This window comes from Sphingobium salicis subsp. salicis (genome assembly GCF_049472635.1).
GTDB lineage: Bacteria > Pseudomonadota > Alphaproteobacteria > Sphingomonadales > Sphingomonadaceae > Sphingobium > Sphingobium yanoikuyae_A.
Genome location: NZ_JAYRCS010000001.1, coordinates 4,035,431 through 4,052,967, shown reverse-complemented (window position 1 = coordinate 4,052,967; position 17,537 = coordinate 4,035,431). Strand labels below are relative to the sequence as shown.

The window sequence follows — 17,537 nt, the reverse complement described above, 5'->3', positions numbered from 1 at the left end:
GAGGCCCGGTGCTGAGCCGCTTTTTCATCGACCGGCCGATCTTTGCCTGGGTCATCGCCATTGGCATCATGCTGGCGGGCCTGGGCGGCATGCTGTCGCTGCCGGTCGCCCAATATCCCGACATCGCGCCGCCGGGCGTCGGCATCAGCGCCACCTATCCGGGCGCGTCGGCCGAAACGGTCGAGACCAGCGTCACCCAGGTCATCGAACAGCAGCTGACCGGCATCGACGGGCTCATGTATTTCTCATCCTCGTCGACATCGACGGGGCAGTCGCGCATCACCGTCACCTTCCAGAAGGGCACCGACCCCGACACCGCGCAGGTGCAGGTGCAGAACCGGGTGCAGCAGGCGCTGAGCCGCCTGCCCAACGCCGTGCAGCAGCAGGGCCTGTCGGTCACCAAGCAGCAGACCGACTTCCTGATGCTGGTGGGTCTCTATGACGAGACCGACAATGCCACCCAGGCGGACATTGCCGACTATCTGGTCAATAATTTCCAGGATTCGATCGCCCGTATCGACGGCATCGGCGCGACCCAGATCTTCGGGTCGCAATATGCGATGCGCATCTGGCTGGACCCCTATAAGCTGGCCGCGGTCAAGCTGATGCCGTCGGACGTCGAAACGGCGATCAAGGCGCAGAATATCGAAGTGTCGGCCGGCCAGATTGGTGCCGATCCGGCACCGGCGAACCAGCAGATCAACGCCACCGTCACGGCGCGCGCGCGCCTCGAAACGCCGGACCAGTTCCGCAATATCGTGGTGAAGACGCAGAGCGACGGGTCGGTCGTCCACCTGTCCGACGTGGCCCGCGTCGAGCTGGGCAATGAAAGCTATACCACCAGCGCGCGCCTCAACGGCCATCCGGCATCAGGCATGGCGTTGCAGCTGGCGCCGGGCGCCGACGCGCTCAAGACCGCCGAGCTGGTGAAGGCGCGCGTCGCCGAACTGGGCGGCAACCTGCCGCACGGCTACAAGATCGTCTATCCGCGCGACACCACGCCCTTCATCAAGCTGTCGGTCGAGGAAGTCGTGCAGACGCTGATCGAGGCGGTCGTGCTGGTCGTGATCGTGATGTTCGTCTTCCTGCAGAGCTGGCGCGCGACGCTGGTGCCCGCGATCGCGGTGCCGGTCGTGCTGCTCGGCACCTTCGGCATCCTTGCCCTGTTCGGCTATTCGATCAACACGCTGACCCTGTTCGGCATGGTGCTGTCGATCGGCCTGCTGGTCGACGACGCGATCGTCGTGGTGGAGAATGTCGAGCGCATCATGGAGGAAGAGGGGCTGTCGCCCCGCGACGCCACGATCAAGTCGATGATGGAGATTGGCAGCGCGCTGGTCGGCATCGCACTGGTGCTGTCGGCGGTGTTGCTGCCCATGGCCTTCTTCGGCGGATCGACCGGTGTCATCTATCGCCAATTCTCGATCACGATCGTGTCGTCGATGCTGTTGTCGGTCGTGGTCGCATTGATCCTGTCGCCGGCCCTGTGCGCCACCATCCTGAAGCCGATCGACAAGGCGCATCGCGAGAAGGGCTGGTTCGGCAAGTTCAACCGCTGGTTCGAGCGGCTGACCAATGGCTATGTCCGCCGCACCCAGGGCGTGATCGGCAAGCGGGGCATATTCTGGGGCCTCTATGTGGTGGTGTTGGGTATATTGGTCGTGCTGTTCATGCGCCTGCCCACCAGCTTCCTGCCGGTCGAGGATCAGGGCCAGGTGATGGTGCAGGTCACACTGCCGTCCGGCGCCAAGTCGAGCCGTACCAATGCGGCGATCGACCAGGTACAGAGCTATTTCCTGAATGACGAGAAGGACAATGTCGCCTTCGCCTTCATCATGACCGGCTTCAGTTTCCAGGGGCAGGGCGAGAATGTCGGCCAGGGCTTCATCAACCTGGCGCCATGGGACGACCGCAAGGGCAAGACGAACGAGGCCGGCACGATCGCCAACCGGGCGACCAAGCAGCTGGGCGCGATCCGCGATGCCAAGGTGCTGGCGATGACGCCGCCGGCAATCCGCGGCCTGGGCCAGTCCAACGGCTTTACCTTCGAACTGCTGAACAGCGGCGGCCTCAGCCGTGAGCGCTTCCTGGAGCTGCGCAACCAGCTGATCGCGTCCGCGCAGCAGGATCCGGTGCTGGCCGGGGTGCGGGCGGCCTCGCTGGAGGACACGCCGCAGCTCAAGATCGACATCGATACCGAGAAGCTGACCGTGCTGGGCCTGACCCAGGCCAATGTCGACGATGTGCTCAGCTCCGCCTGGGGCAGCACCTATGTCAACGACTTCGTCGATCGCGGCCGGGTGAAGCGCGTCTATATGCAGGCCGACGCCCCCTATCGCGCCTTGCCGAGCGATCTCGACAACTGGATGGTGCGGTCGAGCACGACCGGCGAGATGGTGCCCTTCTCCGCCTTTGCCACCAGCCATTGGGTGATGGGGCCGAGCAGCGTGCAGCGCTTCAACGGCCTGTCCTCCTTCGAGATCCAGGGCCAGTCGGCGCCGGGCGCCAGCTCGGGTGACGCGATGGACCGGATGGTGGCGCTGCAGAAGCAGCTGCCGGCCGGCACCAGCTATGCCTGGAGCGGCCTCAGCTATCAGGAGCAATTGTCCGGCGGACAGGCACCCCTGCTCTATGGCCTGTCGGTGCTGGTGGTCTTCCTCTGCCTCGCGGCCCTTTATGAAAGCTGGTCGATCCCGCTGTCGGTGCTGCTGGTCATTCCGCTCGGCCTGATCGGTGCGGTGCTGGCGGTGACGCTGCGCGGGCTGGAGAATAATATCTTCTTCCAGGTCGGCCTGCTCACCACCATGGGTCTGGCGGCGAAGAATGCGATCCTGATCGTCGAGTTTGCCGAACTGGCGCATCGCAATGGCCGCAATGCGCTGGAAGCGGCGCTGGAGGCGGCGCGGCTGCGCTTCCGTCCGATCCTGATGACCAGCCTGGCCTTCATCGCGGGCGTCATTCCGCTCGCCATCGCCACTGGGGCTGGCGCGCAGAGCCGCGTCGCGATCGGCACGGCGGTGGTCGGCGGCATGGTGACGGCGACGGTGCTGGCGATCTTCTACGTGCCGCTCTTCTTCGTCTCGATCGCCCGCCTGTTCGGCATGGACAAGAAGAAGCCGGGTGGCGAGCCGCCGGCCCAGGAACCGCCCGTGGACGGAGTGCCCGCATGACCCGCGCTGCGTGGATGATGATGCCGCTGTCGGCGCTGGTGCTGGCCGGGTGCGACATGGCGCCCAAATATGTCCGGCCGCAAACGCCGGTGGCGCCGGCCTTCCCGACGGGTGAGGCCTATGCCCCGGCCAGCGCCGAACCTGCGGGCCTGCCCTGGACCGCGCTGATCGGTGATACGCGGCTCAAGACCGTGATCGAGCGGGCGCTGGCCAATAATCGCGACCTGCGGGTGGCGCTGGCCAATGTCCAGTCGGCGCGGGCGCAATATAAGGTCGAGCGGGCGGCGCAGCTGCCGACAATCACTGGCGATGCGGCGGCAAGCTTCAGTCGCCAGAATGACAATCGGCAGAACAGCTATAGCGCCGATGTCGGCTTCAGCGCGTTCGAGATCGACCTGTTCGGCCGGGTCAAGAATCTGACCCGATCGGCACTGGAATCCTATCTGGCGACGCAGGAAGGGATGCGGTCGACCCGCATCACCCTGATCGCCGAGACGGCGAACGCCTATGCGACGATGGCGGCGGACCAGGAATTGCTGGCCCTGTCGCGCCAGACGCTGGCCAGCGCCGAGCGCAGCCTGAAACTGACGCAGACGCTCAACACTTCTGGTCTGGCCGGCAAGCTGGACGTGCATCAGGCCGAAACCACGGTGGAGCAGGCGCGCTCCGACATCGAGGCGAATCTCACCCAGGTGGCGCAGGACCGCAACGCGCTGGAACTGCTGGTCGGTGCGCCGGTCGAGGATGCGCTGCTGCCGCAATCGCTCGACAGCCTGTTGCAGTCGACCGCGAAGGTGCCTGCCGGTCTCTCCTCCGACGTGCTGTTGCAGCGACCCGATGTGTTGCAGGCGGAACATCAGCTCAAAGCCGCCAATGCCGATATTGGCGCGGCGCGCGCGGCGATGTTCCCCAAGATCAGCCTGACCACGGCGATCGGCGTGGCCAGCTCGGCCCTGTCCTCGCTGTTCAGCGATGGCGGCTTTGCCTGGTCGGCGGCGCCATCGGCCAGCATGCCGATCTTTGGCGGGGCTGCGCGCGGCAATCTGGACTATAGCAAGGCGCAGCGCGACCTTTATGTCGCGCAATATGAGAAGGCGATCCAGACCGCCTTCCAGGAAGTGTCGGACGGGCTGGCGCGGGCCGGGACAATCGACCGGCAGCAGGCGGCGCAGCAGGCGCTGGTGACGGCGAACCAGCGTTATTATGCGCTGGCGGACCAGCGCTATCGGGCGGGCATCGACACCTTCCTCAATTCGCTGACCAGCCAGCGGTCGCTCTACAGCGCGCAGCAGTCGGCGATCGCGACTGAGCTGGCGGCGGTGCAGAATCGCATCCTGCTCTACCGGGTGATCGGCGCCGACCAATAGGCGCCGATCGCCCCTCTTCTCCCGCTTTTCCATGCCCGCGAATCCTGTTATTCTGCGGGCATAAAGAAGAAGGAGAGGGCCATGGCATTTCTGGCTCGGTGTCTGGACTGGCTGTGCGGCATCTGTGCATCCGCCGCGCAGGATGAGTGCGTCATCAACCAGCTGATCTCCAGCGTGACGCGATCCCGACATACGCCCTGATCTCTTCGCAGGCGCAACATAGTTCTTCACCTGCGCGCGCCGCCGTGTAGACTGGCGCTGCGGCATGATGCGCCGCAGGCTTGGGACATGGGGTGGCGCAAATGGCTCCCGACAGTCGTGATGCAGGCGATCGGCCCTGGTGGAAGGGCGCGGTCCTCTATCAAATCTATCCTCGCAGCTTTCAGGATTCGAACGGTGACGGCATTGGCGACCTGCCGGGCATCACCGCGCGGCTGGAGCATGTCGCCCGGCTGGGCGTGGACGCGATCTGGATTTCGCCCTTCTTCCCCTCGCCGATGCGCGATTTCGGCTATGATATCGCCGATTATTGCGGGGTGGACCCGATCTTCGGCACGCTCGCCGATTTCGACGCGCTGGTGGCGCGCGCGCATGAACTCGGGATCAAGGTCACGATCGACCAGGTCTATGCCCATAGTTCCGACCTCCATCCCTGGTTCGCGCAGAGCCGGCAGGACCGGGACAATGACAAGGCGGACTGGTTCGTCTGGGCCGACCCCAGGGCGGACGGCACCCCGCCCAACAACTGGCAGTCGGTGTTCGGCGGCCCGGCCTGGACCTGGGACGCGCGGCGGCGCCAATATTATATGCACCAGTTCCTGACCAGCCAGCCGCAGCTCAACGTCCACAATGTCGCGGTGCAAGATGCGCTGCTGGGCGCGATGCAATTCTGGCTGGACCGGGGCGTCGACGGCTTTCGCCTCGATGCGCTCAACCATGCGATGCACGACCCGGAATTGCGCGACAATCCGCCCGCGCCCGAGGGGGAAGGGCCACGCACCCGGCCGTTCGACTATCAGATTCGCCGCTACAGCCAGTCGCATCCCGGTGTGGTCGATTTCGTCGCCCGCATCCGCGACCTCACCGATCGCTATGGCGCGATCTTTACCGTGGCGGAGGTGGGCGGCGACCTCGCCGAGCAGGAGATGAAGGCCTATACGGCGGGCGAAGGCCATCTCAACAGCGCCTATGGCTTCAACTTCCTCTATGCCCCGGCGCTGACCCCAGGCCTGATCGCGGATACGCTGGCGCGCTGGCCGGATGAGCCGGGCATGGGCTGGCCCAGTTGGGCGTTCGAAAATCATGATGCGCCGCGCGCCTTGTCGCGTTGGTGCGCGCCGGAGGATCAGCCCGCCTTCGCCCGGCTCAAGATGCTGCTGCTGATGGCGCTGCGCGGCAATGTCATCCTCTATCAGGGCGAGGAACTGGGCATCACCCAGGTCGATATCCCGTTCGAGAAATTGCAGGATCCCGAAGCGATCGCCAACTGGCCGCTGACCCTGTCGCGCGACGGCGCGCGCACGCCGCTGCCCTGGTCGGTCGATGCGGCGGAGGCAGGCTTTACCGATGGTGAGCCCTGGCTGCCATTGGGCGCGGAGAATGTCGCGCGGGCGGTGGCGGCGCAGGAGGGCGACCCCGCCTCGCTGCTGCACTTCACCCGCGCGATGATCGCGCTGCGCAAGGCGAATCCGGCGTTGCGCCATGGGCGTCTGGATATCATGCGCGCCGACGACCAGTGCCTGGCCTTCCGCCGGGTGGCAGAGGATCAGGCGCTGACCTGCATCTTCAACCTGTCGGCGACGCCTGCGCCCTGGCCGGATGAAGTGGAAGAGTGCGGCGCGATCATCGCGGCGATCGGCGATGCGGCGCCGGGGATGGCATTGCCACCCTATGCCGCGCTGCTGCTGGCACAGGATTAGGTCACACCTGCGTTCCACCGGGCAAAGTATATAGTGTCATGCAGCAAAAAGGGCCGAATGCGCCGCAAATGCCCCGGCAACGCCCCACCGACGCGACGCTTGGGTTACATCCGGGTCATGACGACGCGCTAGGCGTTTATCGTGAAACAGGCGCTTCTCGATCTTCGATAGCTGCTGCTCGTGAATCGGGTTAGATCTTCAATATGAGCGTCGTCGACATCATCGAACGGGTCGTTGTCCTGCGGGCAGAAGCGGGTTTTGATGTGCCCGACTTATGGTTGACCTTCTATCTTTCGGGTTCTCCGGCGACACTTGATCGGGTGGCGGAGGCATTATCCCGGATGGAAGCCGTCAATCTTGCCGACGGCGATGGAGGTTTCCTTTACCCGAAATTGCGGGCGCCCGAATCCGCAGAAGATATAGCCAGCCTGATCGAGCAGGTTGGTCAGATCGCGAAACAGTGCGGCGCTACCCTGCTCTCGGTCGATCTGGACACAAGCCGCGATCCATCGACCTCTCGTTTTGCCGAAATCATCCGATATGATGATTGAGGGAGAGGAGCCGCCTCTCCCTCAAATTTCGCTTTAGCCTACCGGCGCGAGTTCCGGCGTGACGAAGCCGGCGAGGCGGCGTTGGATGATGGTGGTGGCGTCGTCGACGATGCGGGTGATGAGATCCTGGCAGGTCGGAATGTCGTGGATCAGGCCCTGAATCTGCCCGGCCCAGATCAGGCCCGCGTCGAGATCGCCGGCTTCCAGTGCGACCCGGCCCTTGGCGCCGGACACCAGCGGTTGGATGTCGGGGAAGACCGATCCTTCGCGCAGTGAGATTTCGACCACCTCGTCCGACACGCTGTTCTTGGCGACGCGACCGGTATTCTTGAACTTGCGGAAGATGAGGTTGGTGCCGCGCTCGTCATTGTCGACCAGGAACTGCTTCACATTCTGGTGGATCGGCGCCTCGACCGTGGCGCAGAAGCGGGTGCCCATGTTGATGCCCTCGGCACCCAGCGCCAGCGCGGCGGCGAGGCCGCGGCCGTCGCCGAAACCGCCGCTGGCGATCATCGGGATGCTGAGCTTATCGGCCGCCGCCGGGATCAGGATGAGACCGGGAATATCGTCCTCGCCCGGATGGCCGGCGCATTCGAAGCCGTCGATCGAGATGGCGTCGACGCCCATCCGTTCGGCTGAAAGGGCGTGGCGGACGGCGGTGCATTTATGGACGACGATGATGCCATGCGCCTTGAAATCATCGACATGTTCCTGCGGCTTGTGGCCGGCGGTCTCGACGATCTTCACGCCGCTGTCGATGATCGCCTGGCGATACTCCGCATAGGGCGGCGGATTGACCGAGGGCAGGATGGTGAGGTTCACGCCGAACGGCTTGTCGGTCATCGTCCGGCAGCGGTCGATCTCGCGGCGCAGATCGTCGGGCGTTGGTTGGGTGAGGGCGGTCAGGATGCCCAGGCCCCCGGCATTGGAGACGGCGGCGGCCAGTTCGGCGCGGCCGACCCACATCATGCCGCCCTGCACGATCGGATGCTCGATGCCGCACAATTCGGTGAAACGCGTCTTCAAAGCCATCACAGTGCCTCCACGATCGTCACATTGGCGATGCCGCCGCCTTCGCACATGGTCTGCAGGCCATAGCGCTTGCCCCGCGCCTTGAGCGCATGAACGAGCGTGCTCATCAGCTTGGTGCCCGATGCGCCGAGCGGGTGGCCGAGCGCGATCGCGCCGCCATGGACGTTGAGCTTGGCCGGATCGGCACCGATCGCCTTGAGCCAGGCCATGGGGATGGAGGCGAAGGCCTCATTCACCTCGAACAGGTCGATATCGTCGAGCTTCAGGCCCGATCGTTCGAATGCCTTGCGGGTGGCGGGGATCGGCTCCTCCAGCATGATGACCGGATCGCCCGCCGTGACGGTCAGGTTGACGATGCGGGCGAGCGGGGTGAGGTTGAAACGCTTGATCGCCGCGTCGCTCGCCACCAGCACGCCCGATGCGCCGTCGGTCATCTGGCTGGCATTGGCGGCGGTGATGGTGCCGCCTTCCTCCAGCGTCTTGACGCTGGCCATCGCCTCCATCGTGCCGCCGCGGCGCACCCCGTCGTCGGTGTCGAACAAGCCTTCGGGCGTCAGGACGGGAACGATCTCCGCCTTGAAGGCGCCGCTGTCGATCGCGGCCGCCGCCTTGGCGTGGCTGGCGAGCGCATAGGCGTCCATATTCTCGCGGGTGAAGCCATATTTGTTGGCGATCGCCTGGGCGCCATGGAACTGGCTGAATTCGGCGACGCCATAGCGTTTCTGGATGCTCTTGGGCCAGGGGCCGTCGCCCAGGCCGGCGGCGGCGTGGAGCTGGAAGTTGGAGCCCATCGGCACGCGGGTCATGCTTTCGGCGCCCGCCGCAATCACCAGATCCTGGGTGCCGGACATAATTGCCTGCGCCGCGAAATGGAGCGCCTGCTGCGAGGAGCCGCATTGCCGGTCGATCGTCACGGCCGGCACGCTGTCGGGCAGCTTGGAGGCGAGTACGAGGTTGCGGCCGAAGGCGAAGCTCTGTTCGCCCGCCTGGCTGACGCAGCCGACGATCACATCCTCGATCGCGGCGGGATCGATGCCGGTACGATCGACCAGCGCGTTGAGGATGGTCGCGCCCAGATCGGCGGGATGGATGTCGATCAGCCCGCCCTTGCGGGCGCGGCCGCCGGCGGTGCGGACGGCATCGACAATATAGGCCTCGGCCATGGGTCAGGCTCCTCTGAAATTGGGGGGACGCTTGGCGAGCAGGGCGGCAAGCCCCTCCTGCGCCTCACCGGCGCCGGCGACCGCCATCGATCGGAGTTCGCGGTCGAGCTGGGTCTCGAAACCGGTGTCGAAACTGTCATGCAGCAGGGTGCGGGCGGCGCCATAGGCTGCGGTCGGCGCATCGGCAAGGCGGGCGGCAAGCGCCAGCCCTTCCGCCTCCAGCGCGTCGTCATCGACCAGCCGGGTGACGAGGCCGATCGCTTCGGCCTCCTCGCTTTTGATGCGACGGTTGGTGAGGATGATCTCCTGCGCGCGGCGCAGGCCAACGAGGCGCGGCAGCAGCCAGCTTAGCCCGCCATCGGCGGTCAGGCCGATCGCGCCATAGGCGGCGGTATAATGGGCCGAGCGGGCGGCCAGCACGACATCGCCCAATATGGCGAGGCTGAAGCCGGCGCCCGCCGCCGGGCCGTTGACCAAAGTCACCAGCGGCTTGGCCATGCGGGCGAGGCGGGTGACGGCGGCGTGGAAGGTGGCGATGAGTTCGGTGAGGACGGTGGGGAGCTGCGCGCCCGCGCCGCCCATCAGCGCGACATCGCCGCCCGCGCAGAACAGCTTGCCGCTGCCGGTGAGGACGACGCAGCGGACCGCCGCATCGCCCTCGCACCGGATCGCGGCGTCGAGCAGCGCGCGGGCGAGCGGCAGATCGATCGCATTGCCGACCGCTGGCCGGTCGAGCGTGATCCGGGCGATGCCGTCGGCGATCGCCAGGGTCACGCCATCGCTGCCCGCCCCGCTCATCAGCGCGGCGCCATGCGGATGGCGCCGTCGAGGCGGATCACCTCGCCATTCAGCATCGGGTTGCGGACGATCGATTCGACCAGCTGGGCATATTCGGCCGGCTTGCCCAGACGGCTGGGATGGGGCACCTGCGCGCCCAGCGCATCCTGCACATGCTGGGGGAAGGCCTCCAGCATCGGGGTCAGGAAGATGCCCGGCGCGATCGTCATGACGCGAATCTTGTGCTGGGCGAGATCGCGGGCGATCGGCAGGGTCATGCCGACCACGCCGCCCTTCGACGCGGAATAGGCGGCCTGGCCGATCTGGCCGTCATAGGCCGCGACCGAGGCGGTGTTGACGATGACGCCACGTTCGCCGTCCATCTCCTCGGCCGCCGCCGCGCGGGCAGCGAATTTGGAGATCATGTTGAAGGTGCCGATCAGGTTGACGGTCACCGTCTTGGCGAAGCTGTCGAGCGGATGGGGCAGATTTTCCTTGCCCACCGTCTTCACGGCCGGGGCGATGCCGGCGCAATTGACCAGGATGCGGGCGGTGCCATGGGCGGCTTCCGCCGTGTCGAGCCCGGCGGTGACGCTGGCATCGTCAGCAACATTGACGCCAACATAAAGCCCGCCGATTTCGGCGGCGACCGCCTTGCCGGCGTCCTCATTGAGGTCGAAGATCGCGACCTTGGCACCCTGCGCCGCGAGCATGGTGGCGGTGGCACGGCCGAGGCCGGAGGCGCCACCGGTGACGATGGCGGCCAGTCCCTTGATATCCATTATCTGTCCTCTCCCGGCAGAATTATACGAGTTCGACGGCCATGGCAGTGGCTTCGCCGCCGCCGATGCAGAGGCTGGCGACGCCGCGCTTGAGGCCGCGCGTTTCCAGCGCGCCCAAAAGGGTGGCGACGATGCGCGCACCCGATGCGCCGATCGGATGGCCGAGCGCGGTGGCGCCGCCATTGACGTTGAGCTTGTCCGCCGGGATGCCCAGTTCCTTGGCGGCGATCATCGCGACCACGGCAAAGGCTTCGTTGACCTCGAACAGGTCGACATCCTCGACCGACCAGCCGGCCTTGGCCAGCAGCTTGCGCATCGCGGGCACCGGCGCGGTGGTGAACTTGGCGGGCTCATGGGCATGGGCGGCGGTGGCGACGACCTTCGCCACCACTTTAAGGCCCTGCTTTTCCGCGACGCTCTGGCGGGTCATCACCAGCGCGGCGGCGCCGTCCGAAATGGACGAGGCATTGGCGGCGGTGATGGTGCCATCCTTGACGAAGGCGGGCTTGAGGCCGGGGATCTTTTCCGGCCGGGCCTTGCCGGGCTGTTCGTCGGTATCGATGACGGTGTCGCCGCCCCGGCCCGATACGGTGACCGGCGTGATCTCGCGGACGAAGGCGCCGCTGCCGATCGCCGCATTGGCGCGGTCGAGCGAGCGGATGGCATAATCATCCTGGTCGGTGCGGGTGAACTGATAGTCGCGCACGGCCTCTTCGGCGAAGACGCCCATCGCCTTGCCGGGTTCATAGGCATCCTCCAGCCCGTCCATCATCATCGTGTCGATGATGCGGTCATGGCCGATGCGGGCGCCGCTGCGATGCTTGGGCAGGGCATAGGGAGCGTTGGTCATGCTCTCCATGCCGCCGGCGATGACGATATCGGCCGCGCCGGACGCCAGTGCCTCATGCGCCATGATCGCCGCCTGCATGCCCGACCCGCACATCTTGTTGACGGTCGTCGCTTCGGTATTGAGGCCGAGGCCTGCGCCCAGCGCCGCCTGGCGCGCGGGTGCCTGGCCAAGGCCGGCGGGCAGGACGCAGCCCATATAGATACGATCGATGGCGTCAGTGGCGACGCCGGCCCGCTCGACCGCGGCCTTGACCGCCGTCGCGCCAAGATCGGTGGCCTTGACCGCCGAGAGCGCGCCCTGGAACCCGCCCATGGGGGTGCGGGCATAGCTCGCAATGACTACCGGATCGTCCTGCATCCTAATTCTCCTTCAAAGACTGCGCGCAATGACCATGCGCTGGATGTCCGACGTGCCCTCGTAAATCTGGCACACGCGGACATCGCGGTAGATTTTCGCGATTCCGAATTCTTCAAGATAGCCATAGCCACCCAGCGTCTGCATCGCGCCGGATACCACCGCCTCGGCCGCTTCGGAGGCGAACAGCTTGGCCATCGACGCCTGGGTCAGGGCCGGTTGGCCGCTGTCCTTCATCGCGGCGGCGGACAGGACGAGCTGGCGCGCGGCCTCCAGTCGGGTGGCGAGGTCGGCGAGGCGGAAGCCGACCGCCTGATGCTCGATGATCGCCTTGCCGAAGGTCTTGCGGTCCTTGGCGTAAGCGACGGCGATCTCCAGCGCGGCCTGGGCCATGCCGACGCACTGGGCGGCGATGCCGATGCGGCCGGTCTCCAGATTGGCCAAAGCGATGCGATAGCCCTGGCCCGGCTGGCCGATCAGCAGATCATCCTCGACGAACATGTCCTCGAACCGCAGCGCGCAGGTGTCCGACGCGCCCTGGCCCATCTTGTGTTCGACCTTGTCGACCGCATAGCCTGGCCGGTCGGTCGGCACGATGAAGGCGGACAGGCCTTTCTTGCCGGCGTCGGGATCGGTGACGGCGATGATCATCACCAGTCCGCCGATCTTGCCGGAGGTGATGAACTGCTTGGCGCCGCTGATGCGCCAGCCGCCATCGACCTTGACCGCGCGGGTGCGCACGGCCGATGCGTCGGAGCCGGCGTCGCTTTCGGTGAGGGCGAAGGCGCCGATGGTGCGGCCGCCAATCAGATCGGGCAGGAAGCGGACCTTCTGCGCCTCGCTGCCATCCTTGAGCAGGCCCGAGACGAGGATCGAATTTTGGATCGAGACGATGGTGGAGAGGGCGCCGTCGGCAGCGGCCAGTTCCATCAGCGCGAGGGCGTAGGAAACCGAATCCGCCTCCGCGCCGCCATAGGCTTCGGGCGCGGTCATGCCCCAGAGGCCAAGGCCCGCCATCTCCTCGAACAGCGAACGGGGATAGCCGCCCTCCGCCTCGAACCGGGCCGAATGCGGGCGAATCGTTGCCTGGGCGAAAACCCGGACGGTGTCGCGAATCGCGCTCTGGATTTCGGTTAGCATAAACCCTTGCGTCTCTCCTATACTCATGAGTAGGTTGCGCCTGTTGCGATTTCTTGTCAACAGGCGGCATGGAGGAACAGCGAGTGTCGGCGAAAAGCGCAGTGGCGATCCCGTCTCCCTTCCGCACGCGGGAGGAGAAGGCGCGCGAGCGGGAGGAGAAGCGCGAGGCGGTGCTGCGCGCGGCGGTGCGCATGTTCAATGCGCGCGGCTTCCATGCGACCTCGCTGGACGATGTCGCCGCGAGTCTGGGGATCAGCAAGCCGACCATCTATCATTATCTGGGCAACAAGGAGCAGGTGCTGATCGAATGTGTCACCCGCGGCCTGGAGATGCTGCGTGCGGCGGCCGACGAAGCGCGCGCGGGGGAAGGCAATGGCCTGGCCCGGCTTGCCTATTTCCTGCGCCGCTATGGCGCGGTAATCATGGATGATTTCGGCGCCTGCGTGGTGCGGACGGGCGACGAATGCCTGTCGGCCGAAGGCGCGATCCTGTTCCGATCGCGCAAGCGCGACATCGACCTTGCCATGCGCGGGCTGATCGCCGACGCGGTGGCGGACGAGTCGATCGCCCCGGTCGACGTGAAGCTGGCGGCCTTCACTTTGGCCGGTGCGCTCAACTGGGCGGCGCGTTGGCGCGACCCCGCTGGCGCGCTGAGCGCTGAGGCGATCGCGGCGGCGCAGGTCGACCTGCTGATTGCCGGCCTCGCCCCGCGCGGCTGAGGCTGCCCGCTTCCTTCCTGTCCGAATTGGTCAAGCGACGCGCCATGGCGCGCGCCTATGACCGGCCCATGGACAGACAGCCCGCCGCGACGGGCGCGAAGGAGAGGGCCGGATGGAGATTGCCGCCACGCATTTGCAGGCGATGCTGGACCGGGAGGCGATCCGCGATTGCCTCGCCCGGCTGGCGCGGGGTGAGGACCGGCGCGACGCCGATCTGATCCGCGCCTGCTGCTGGCCGGATGGCAGCACCGACTATGGCGTGTTCGCCGGCGATTTCGACGCCTATCTCGCCTGGGTGGTGCCCGGCGCCGATGCGATCCTCTGCACCCAGCATCTGCTGGGGCAGAGCGTCATCGACCTGGAGGGCGACACGGCGCGGGTCGAGACCCAGGTCCAATCCTATCATCGCATCGACATGGGCGATGCGCAGCGCGACGTCATGATCGGCGGCCGCTATCTCGACATTTTCGAACGGCGCGAGGGCCAGTGGCGGATCGCGCGGCGGACCATGCTCTATGACTGGGTGCAGGATATCGGCGCGTCTGCCGACTGGAGCCAGGGCGTGATGGGCATGGCGTTCAGCGCGCCGCATTTCACCGGTCGCGCGAACGGCGATCATAGCGTGCGCTTCTTCGCGCGCGAGACGGATTGAGGGAGAGGATCATGAAACCGCTGGACGGCAAGGTCGCGATCGTCACCGGCGCGAGCCGGGGGATCGGCAAGGGAATGGCGCTGGCGCTCGCCGAGCAGGGCGCGACCGTCTATGTCACCGGGCGCACGGTCAATGTGGGCGACCATGAATTGCCCGGCACGGTCGGCGAGACGGCGGCGCAATGCGATGCGCGCGGCGGCCGGGGCATTGCGGTGCAGGTCGACCATGGCGATGATGCGCAGGTGGCGGCCCTGTTCGACCAGGTCCGGCGCGAGCAGGGGCGGCTCGACCTGCTGGTCAACAATGCCTTTGCTATCCCCGAGGATCTGACCGTGCCGGGCAGCTTCTGGGAAAAGCCTTTGTCCAACTGGGACATGGTCGATGTCGGCGTGCGCTCCAATTTCGTCGCGGCGCGCCATGCCGCGCAGATGATGGTGCCGCAGGGTTCGGGGCTGATCGTCGCGATATCGGGCTATGTCGGCGTGACCTATACCTATGGCGTCGTGTTCGGCACTGCCAAGTCGGCGGTCGACCGCATGGCGCGCGATATGGCGATCGAGTTGCAGCCTTATGGTGTCGCCTCGCTCGCGCTATGGCAGGGGCTGACCATGACCGAGCGGGCACAGCGCAACATTGCCGCCAATCCGGCGATGAAGGCGCTGACCGTCACCAATCCGCTGGTCGGCTGCTCGCCCGAATTTCCCGGCCGGGTGATCGCCGCGCTGCTGGCCGATCCGGCGATCATGGCGCGATCGGGGGGCACCTTCATCACCGCCGAACTGGCGCAGGATTATGGCATCACCGATGTCGACGGGAAGACCATCCCGTCGCTGCGGGCCGAGCGCGGCGCACCGATCTGGCAGCCGATCGCCCCGCGGACGGAGGCATAGGATGGCCGCGGATCGCCAGGCGCGGATCGATGCGCTGCTCGACCGGCAGGATATTGTCGACTGCCTGACCCGGTTCAGCCGGGGCATGGACCGGTTCGACCGCAACCTGCTCCTGTCGGCCTTTCATGATGACGCCACGGTCGCGGCGGGCAGCTTCGTCGGCGCGCCCGATGCGCTTTATGCCTGGGCCAGTGCCCTGCATGAAGGCGGGCAGGTGGCGACCCATCATAATCTGCTCAACATGACGATCGATATCGACGGCGACAGCGCCCATGCCGAAACCTATTATCTGTTCGTCGGCCGCAACCGGGACGAGAGCAACTGGATCGCCGGGGGCCGCTATCTCGACCGGCTGGAACGGCGCGATGGCCAGTGGAAGATTGTGCTGCGCACCAACATGATCGAATGGTCCGGACTGGTGCCGACGCTGCCGCTTCCCTTTGGTGACATAGCGGACCTGCATGCCAATGGCGCGCCGGCACGGGACAAGAGCGATCCTTCCTATCAGCGGCCGCTGGTCAATCGGCGGGCGCTGCATATTCCCCAATAGCGCGCATCGCGGGGTCGATCCTTGGGCGGGGACATTCTGTCCACGTTGACGCCGCCTGCCGCGCATCCCACCTTCGCATCGAAATGGGGCCATGCTGCGTTGGACGCAGCGACGGGCGCGCCCTGTGCCCGCTGCCCTACATCCTGCCGAAGAAGGTGATCCGATGACCATAGCCCTTGCCGACCCCAGCCTGCTGCGCGAACAATGCTATGTCGACGGCCAGTGGATCGGCACTGCCAGCATCGACGTGACCGATCCTGCGACGGACGAGCGGCTGGCCGGCATTCCCGCGATCGACGAGGCGGGGACGCGCGCGGCGATCGAGGCGGCCGAGGCGGCGCTGCCAGAGTGGAAGGCGAAGACGGCGGCCGAACGATCGCGCATATTGCGCCGCTGGTTCGAACTGCTGATCGCGCATCAGGATGACCTGGCGATGATCCTGACCCGCGAGCAGGGCAAGGCGCTGACCGAGGCCAAGGGCGAGATCGCCTATGCGGCCAGCTTCATCGAATGGTTCGGGGAAGAGGCCAAGCGCATCTATGGCGAAATCATCCCCAGCCACCGCGCCGACAGCCGCATCGTCGTCATCAAGCAGCCGGTCGGCGTGGTCGCCGCGATCACGCCGTGGAATTTCCCCGCCGCGATGATCACGCGCAAGGCGGCACCAGCGCTGGCGGCGGGCTGCACCATGGTCTTGAAGCCTGCGACCCAGACGCCGCTGACCGCGCTGGCGCTGGCCTTGTTGGCCGAACGGGCGGGCGTGCCCAGGGGCGTGTTCAACGTCGTCACCGGATCGTCGCGGGTGATCGGCGCGGAACTGACCGGCAACCCGCTGGTGCGCAAGCTGAGCTTCACCGGATCGACCGAGGTCGGCAAGACGCTGATGGCGCAATGCGCACCGACGATGAAGAAGTTGTCGATGGAACTGGGCGGCAATGCGCCCTTCATCGTCTTTGCCGATGCCGATCTGGATGCCGCCGTCGAAGGCGCGATCGCGTCCAAATATCGCAACAGCGGCCAGACCTGCGTCTGCGTCAACCGCATCCTGGTGCAGCGCGACGTCGCGCCGGCCTTTGCCGAGAAGCTGAAGGCCGCCGTCGCCAAGCTGAAGGTCGGGCCGGGTACGGAAGCGGGCGTCACCCAGGGGCCGCTGATCGACGATAAGGCGGTCGAGAAGGTCGAGGAACATGTCGCCGACGCGCTGGCCAAGGGCGGCACGCTGGTGAGCGGTGGGCATCGCCACGCACTGGGCCACAGCTTCTTCGAGCCGACGATCATCAGCGGCTGCACGCCGGAGATGACGCTGGCCGACGAGGAGACGTTCGGGCCGCTTGCCGCGCTCTTCCTGTTCGACACGGAAGAGGAAGCGGTCGCACTGGCCAACGCCACCGAGGTCGGCCTGTCGGGCTATTTCTACACCCGCGACCTGTCGCGCGCCTGGCGCGTGGGCGAGGCGCTGGAGGTCGGCATGGTCGGCATCAACACCGGCCTTATCTCGACCGAGGTCGCGCCGTTCGGTGGCATCAAGGAATCGGGCATGGGCCGCGAAGGATCGCGCCATGGCATCGAGGACTATGTCGAGATCAAATATCTGTGCATGTCCGGGATCTGACGCAGACTA

15 protein-coding genes are annotated in these 17,537 nt (G+C 66.2%); 9 read left to right on the top strand and 6 right to left on the bottom strand.

Features of this window, described 5'->3' with window-relative positions:
• The first annotated feature begins 8 nt into the window (after positions 1 to 8).
• The 4 genes from VHN57_RS19605 (at position 9) to VHN57_RS19590 (ending at position 7,007) form a co-directional block, all read left to right on the top strand.
• Positions 9 to 3,170: an efflux RND transporter permease subunit gene (locus tag VHN57_RS19605; protein ID WP_423284976.1), complete on the top strand. Its 3,162-nt coding sequence runs from the start codon at positions 9 to 11 to the stop codon at positions 3,168 to 3,170.
• The gene (locus VHN57_RS19600) at positions 3,167 to 4,537 is read left to right on the top strand and encodes an efflux transporter outer membrane subunit (protein ID WP_278986102.1); all 1,371 of its coding nucleotides are present in this window, start codon (positions 3,167 to 3,169) and stop codon (positions 4,535 to 4,537) included. Before VHN57_RS19605 ends, VHN57_RS19600 begins: the two co-directional genes overlap by 4 nt.
• A 302-nt stretch (positions 4,538 to 4,839) precedes the next feature.
• Entirely contained in the window at positions 4,840 to 6,456 is a 1,617-nt protein-coding gene (locus VHN57_RS19595) for an alpha-amylase family glycosyl hydrolase (RefSeq protein WP_423284974.1), read from the top strand.
• A gap of 203 nt (positions 6,457 to 6,659) precedes the next feature.
• Positions 6,660 to 7,007, top strand: a complete 348-nt coding sequence (locus VHN57_RS19590) for a hypothetical protein (RefSeq protein WP_278985735.1) — start codon at positions 6,660 to 6,662, stop codon at positions 7,005 to 7,007.
• Positions 7,008 to 7,040: 33 nt separating this feature from the next.
• Here the strand turns inward: VHN57_RS19590 and VHN57_RS19585 are convergent, their stop codons facing one another.
• From VHN57_RS19585 to VHN57_RS19560, 6 genes are read right to left on the bottom strand one after another with little or no spacing between them, the layout of a single operon-like run.
• On the bottom strand, positions 7,041 to 8,039 hold the full coding sequence (locus VHN57_RS19585; RefSeq protein ID WP_278985736.1) for an NAD(P)H-dependent flavin oxidoreductase: 999 nt from the start codon (positions 8,037 to 8,039) through the stop codon (positions 7,041 to 7,043).
• Positions 8,039 to 9,202 (bottom strand): acetyl-CoA C-acetyltransferase, encoded by a 1,164-nt coding sequence (locus tag VHN57_RS19580; protein ID WP_278985737.1) that lies wholly within the window; start codon positions 9,200 to 9,202, stop codon positions 8,039 to 8,041. Before VHN57_RS19580 ends, VHN57_RS19585 begins: the two co-directional genes overlap by 1 nt.
• Positions 9,203 to 9,205: 3 nt before the next feature.
• Positions 9,206 to 10,000: an enoyl-CoA hydratase/isomerase family protein gene (locus VHN57_RS19575; protein ID WP_278985738.1), complete on the bottom strand. Its 795-nt coding sequence runs from the start codon at positions 9,998 to 10,000 to the stop codon at positions 9,206 to 9,208.
• Positions 10,000 to 10,761 (bottom strand): 3-hydroxyacyl-CoA dehydrogenase, encoded by a 762-nt coding sequence (locus tag VHN57_RS19570; protein WP_004209087.1) that lies wholly within the window; start codon positions 10,759 to 10,761, stop codon positions 10,000 to 10,002. Before VHN57_RS19570 ends, VHN57_RS19575 begins: the two co-directional genes overlap by 1 nt.
• 22 nt (positions 10,762 to 10,783) lie before the next feature.
• Entirely contained in the window at positions 10,784 to 11,968 is a 1,185-nt protein-coding gene (locus VHN57_RS19565; RefSeq protein ID WP_010336219.1) for an acetyl-CoA C-acyltransferase, read from the bottom strand.
• 12 nt (positions 11,969 to 11,980) lie between these two features.
• Positions 11,981 to 13,105, bottom strand: a complete 1,125-nt coding sequence (locus VHN57_RS19560; RefSeq protein WP_278985739.1) for an acyl-CoA dehydrogenase family protein — start codon at positions 13,103 to 13,105, stop codon at positions 11,981 to 11,983.
• Positions 13,106 to 13,188: 83 nt separating this feature from the next.
• Here VHN57_RS19560 and VHN57_RS19555 point away from each other — a divergent pair, with 83 nt between their 5' ends.
• The 5 genes from VHN57_RS19555 to VHN57_RS19535 all read left to right on the top strand — a co-directional run bounded on the left by VHN57_RS19555 (position 13,189) and on the right by VHN57_RS19535 (position 17,528).
• Entirely contained in the window at positions 13,189 to 13,824 is a 636-nt protein-coding gene (locus tag VHN57_RS19555) for a TetR/AcrR family transcriptional regulator (RefSeq protein WP_278985740.1), read from the top strand.
• 112 nt (positions 13,825 to 13,936) lie between these two features.
• A complete protein-coding gene (locus VHN57_RS19550; RefSeq protein ID WP_278985741.1) occupies positions 13,937 to 14,476 on the top strand; it encodes a nuclear transport factor 2 family protein in 540 nt (179 codons plus the stop codon).
• A gap of 11 nt (positions 14,477 to 14,487) precedes the next feature.
• A complete protein-coding gene (locus VHN57_RS19545; protein WP_278985742.1) occupies positions 14,488 to 15,366 on the top strand; it encodes an SDR family NAD(P)-dependent oxidoreductase in 879 nt (292 codons plus the stop codon).
• A gap of 1 nt (position 15,367) precedes the next feature.
• A complete protein-coding gene (locus tag VHN57_RS19540) occupies positions 15,368 to 15,916 on the top strand; it encodes a nuclear transport factor 2 family protein (RefSeq protein WP_423284969.1) in 549 nt (182 codons plus the stop codon).
• A gap of 163 nt (positions 15,917 to 16,079) precedes the next feature.
• A complete protein-coding gene (locus tag VHN57_RS19535) occupies positions 16,080 to 17,528 on the top strand; it encodes an NAD-dependent succinate-semialdehyde dehydrogenase (RefSeq protein WP_278985745.1) in 1,449 nt (482 codons plus the stop codon).
• Positions 17,529 to 17,537: the final 9 nt, after the last annotated feature.

What these genes read in the sequence shown, in the direction of transcription:
- VHN57_RS19600 (WP_278986102.1), top strand. Translation starts at nt 3,167, where the DNA reads ATGACCCGCGCTGCGTGGATGATGATGCCGCTGTCGGCGCTGGTGCTG.
- VHN57_RS19595 (WP_423284974.1), top strand. Translation starts at nt 4,840, where the DNA reads ATGGCTCCCGACAGTCGTGATGCAGGCGATCGGCCCTGGTGGAAGGGC.
- VHN57_RS19590 (WP_278985735.1), top strand. Translation starts at nt 6,660, where the DNA reads ATGAGCGTCGTCGACATCATCGAACGGGTCGTTGTCCTGCGGGCAGAA.
- VHN57_RS19585 (WP_278985736.1), bottom strand. Translation starts at nt 8,039, where the DNA reads ATGGCTTTGAAGACGCGTTTCACCGAATTGTGCGGCATCGAGCATCCG.
- VHN57_RS19580 (WP_278985737.1), bottom strand. Translation starts at nt 9,202, where the DNA reads ATGGCCGAGGCCTATATTGTCGATGCCGTCCGCACCGCCGGCGGCCGC.
- VHN57_RS19575 (WP_278985738.1), bottom strand. Translation starts at nt 10,000, where the DNA reads ATGAGCGGGGCGGGCAGCGATGGCGTGACCCTGGCGATCGCCGACGGC.
- VHN57_RS19570 (WP_004209087.1), bottom strand. Translation starts at nt 10,761, where the DNA reads ATGGATATCAAGGGACTGGCCGCCATCGTCACCGGTGGCGCCTCCGGC.
- VHN57_RS19565 (WP_010336219.1), bottom strand. Translation starts at nt 11,968, where the DNA reads ATGCAGGACGATCCGGTAGTCATTGCGAGCTATGCCCGCACCCCCATG.
- VHN57_RS19560 (WP_278985739.1), bottom strand. Translation starts at nt 13,105, where the DNA reads ATGCTAACCGAAATCCAGAGCGCGATTCGCGACACCGTCCGGGTTTTC.
- VHN57_RS19550 (WP_278985741.1), top strand. Translation starts at nt 13,937, where the DNA reads ATGGAGATTGCCGCCACGCATTTGCAGGCGATGCTGGACCGGGAGGCG.
- VHN57_RS19545 (WP_278985742.1), top strand. Translation starts at nt 14,488, where the DNA reads ATGAAACCGCTGGACGGCAAGGTCGCGATCGTCACCGGCGCGAGCCGG.
- VHN57_RS19540 (WP_423284969.1), top strand. Translation starts at nt 15,368, where the DNA reads ATGGCCGCGGATCGCCAGGCGCGGATCGATGCGCTGCTCGACCGGCAG.
- VHN57_RS19535 (WP_278985745.1), top strand. Translation starts at nt 16,080, where the DNA reads ATGACCATAGCCCTTGCCGACCCCAGCCTGCTGCGCGAACAATGCTAT.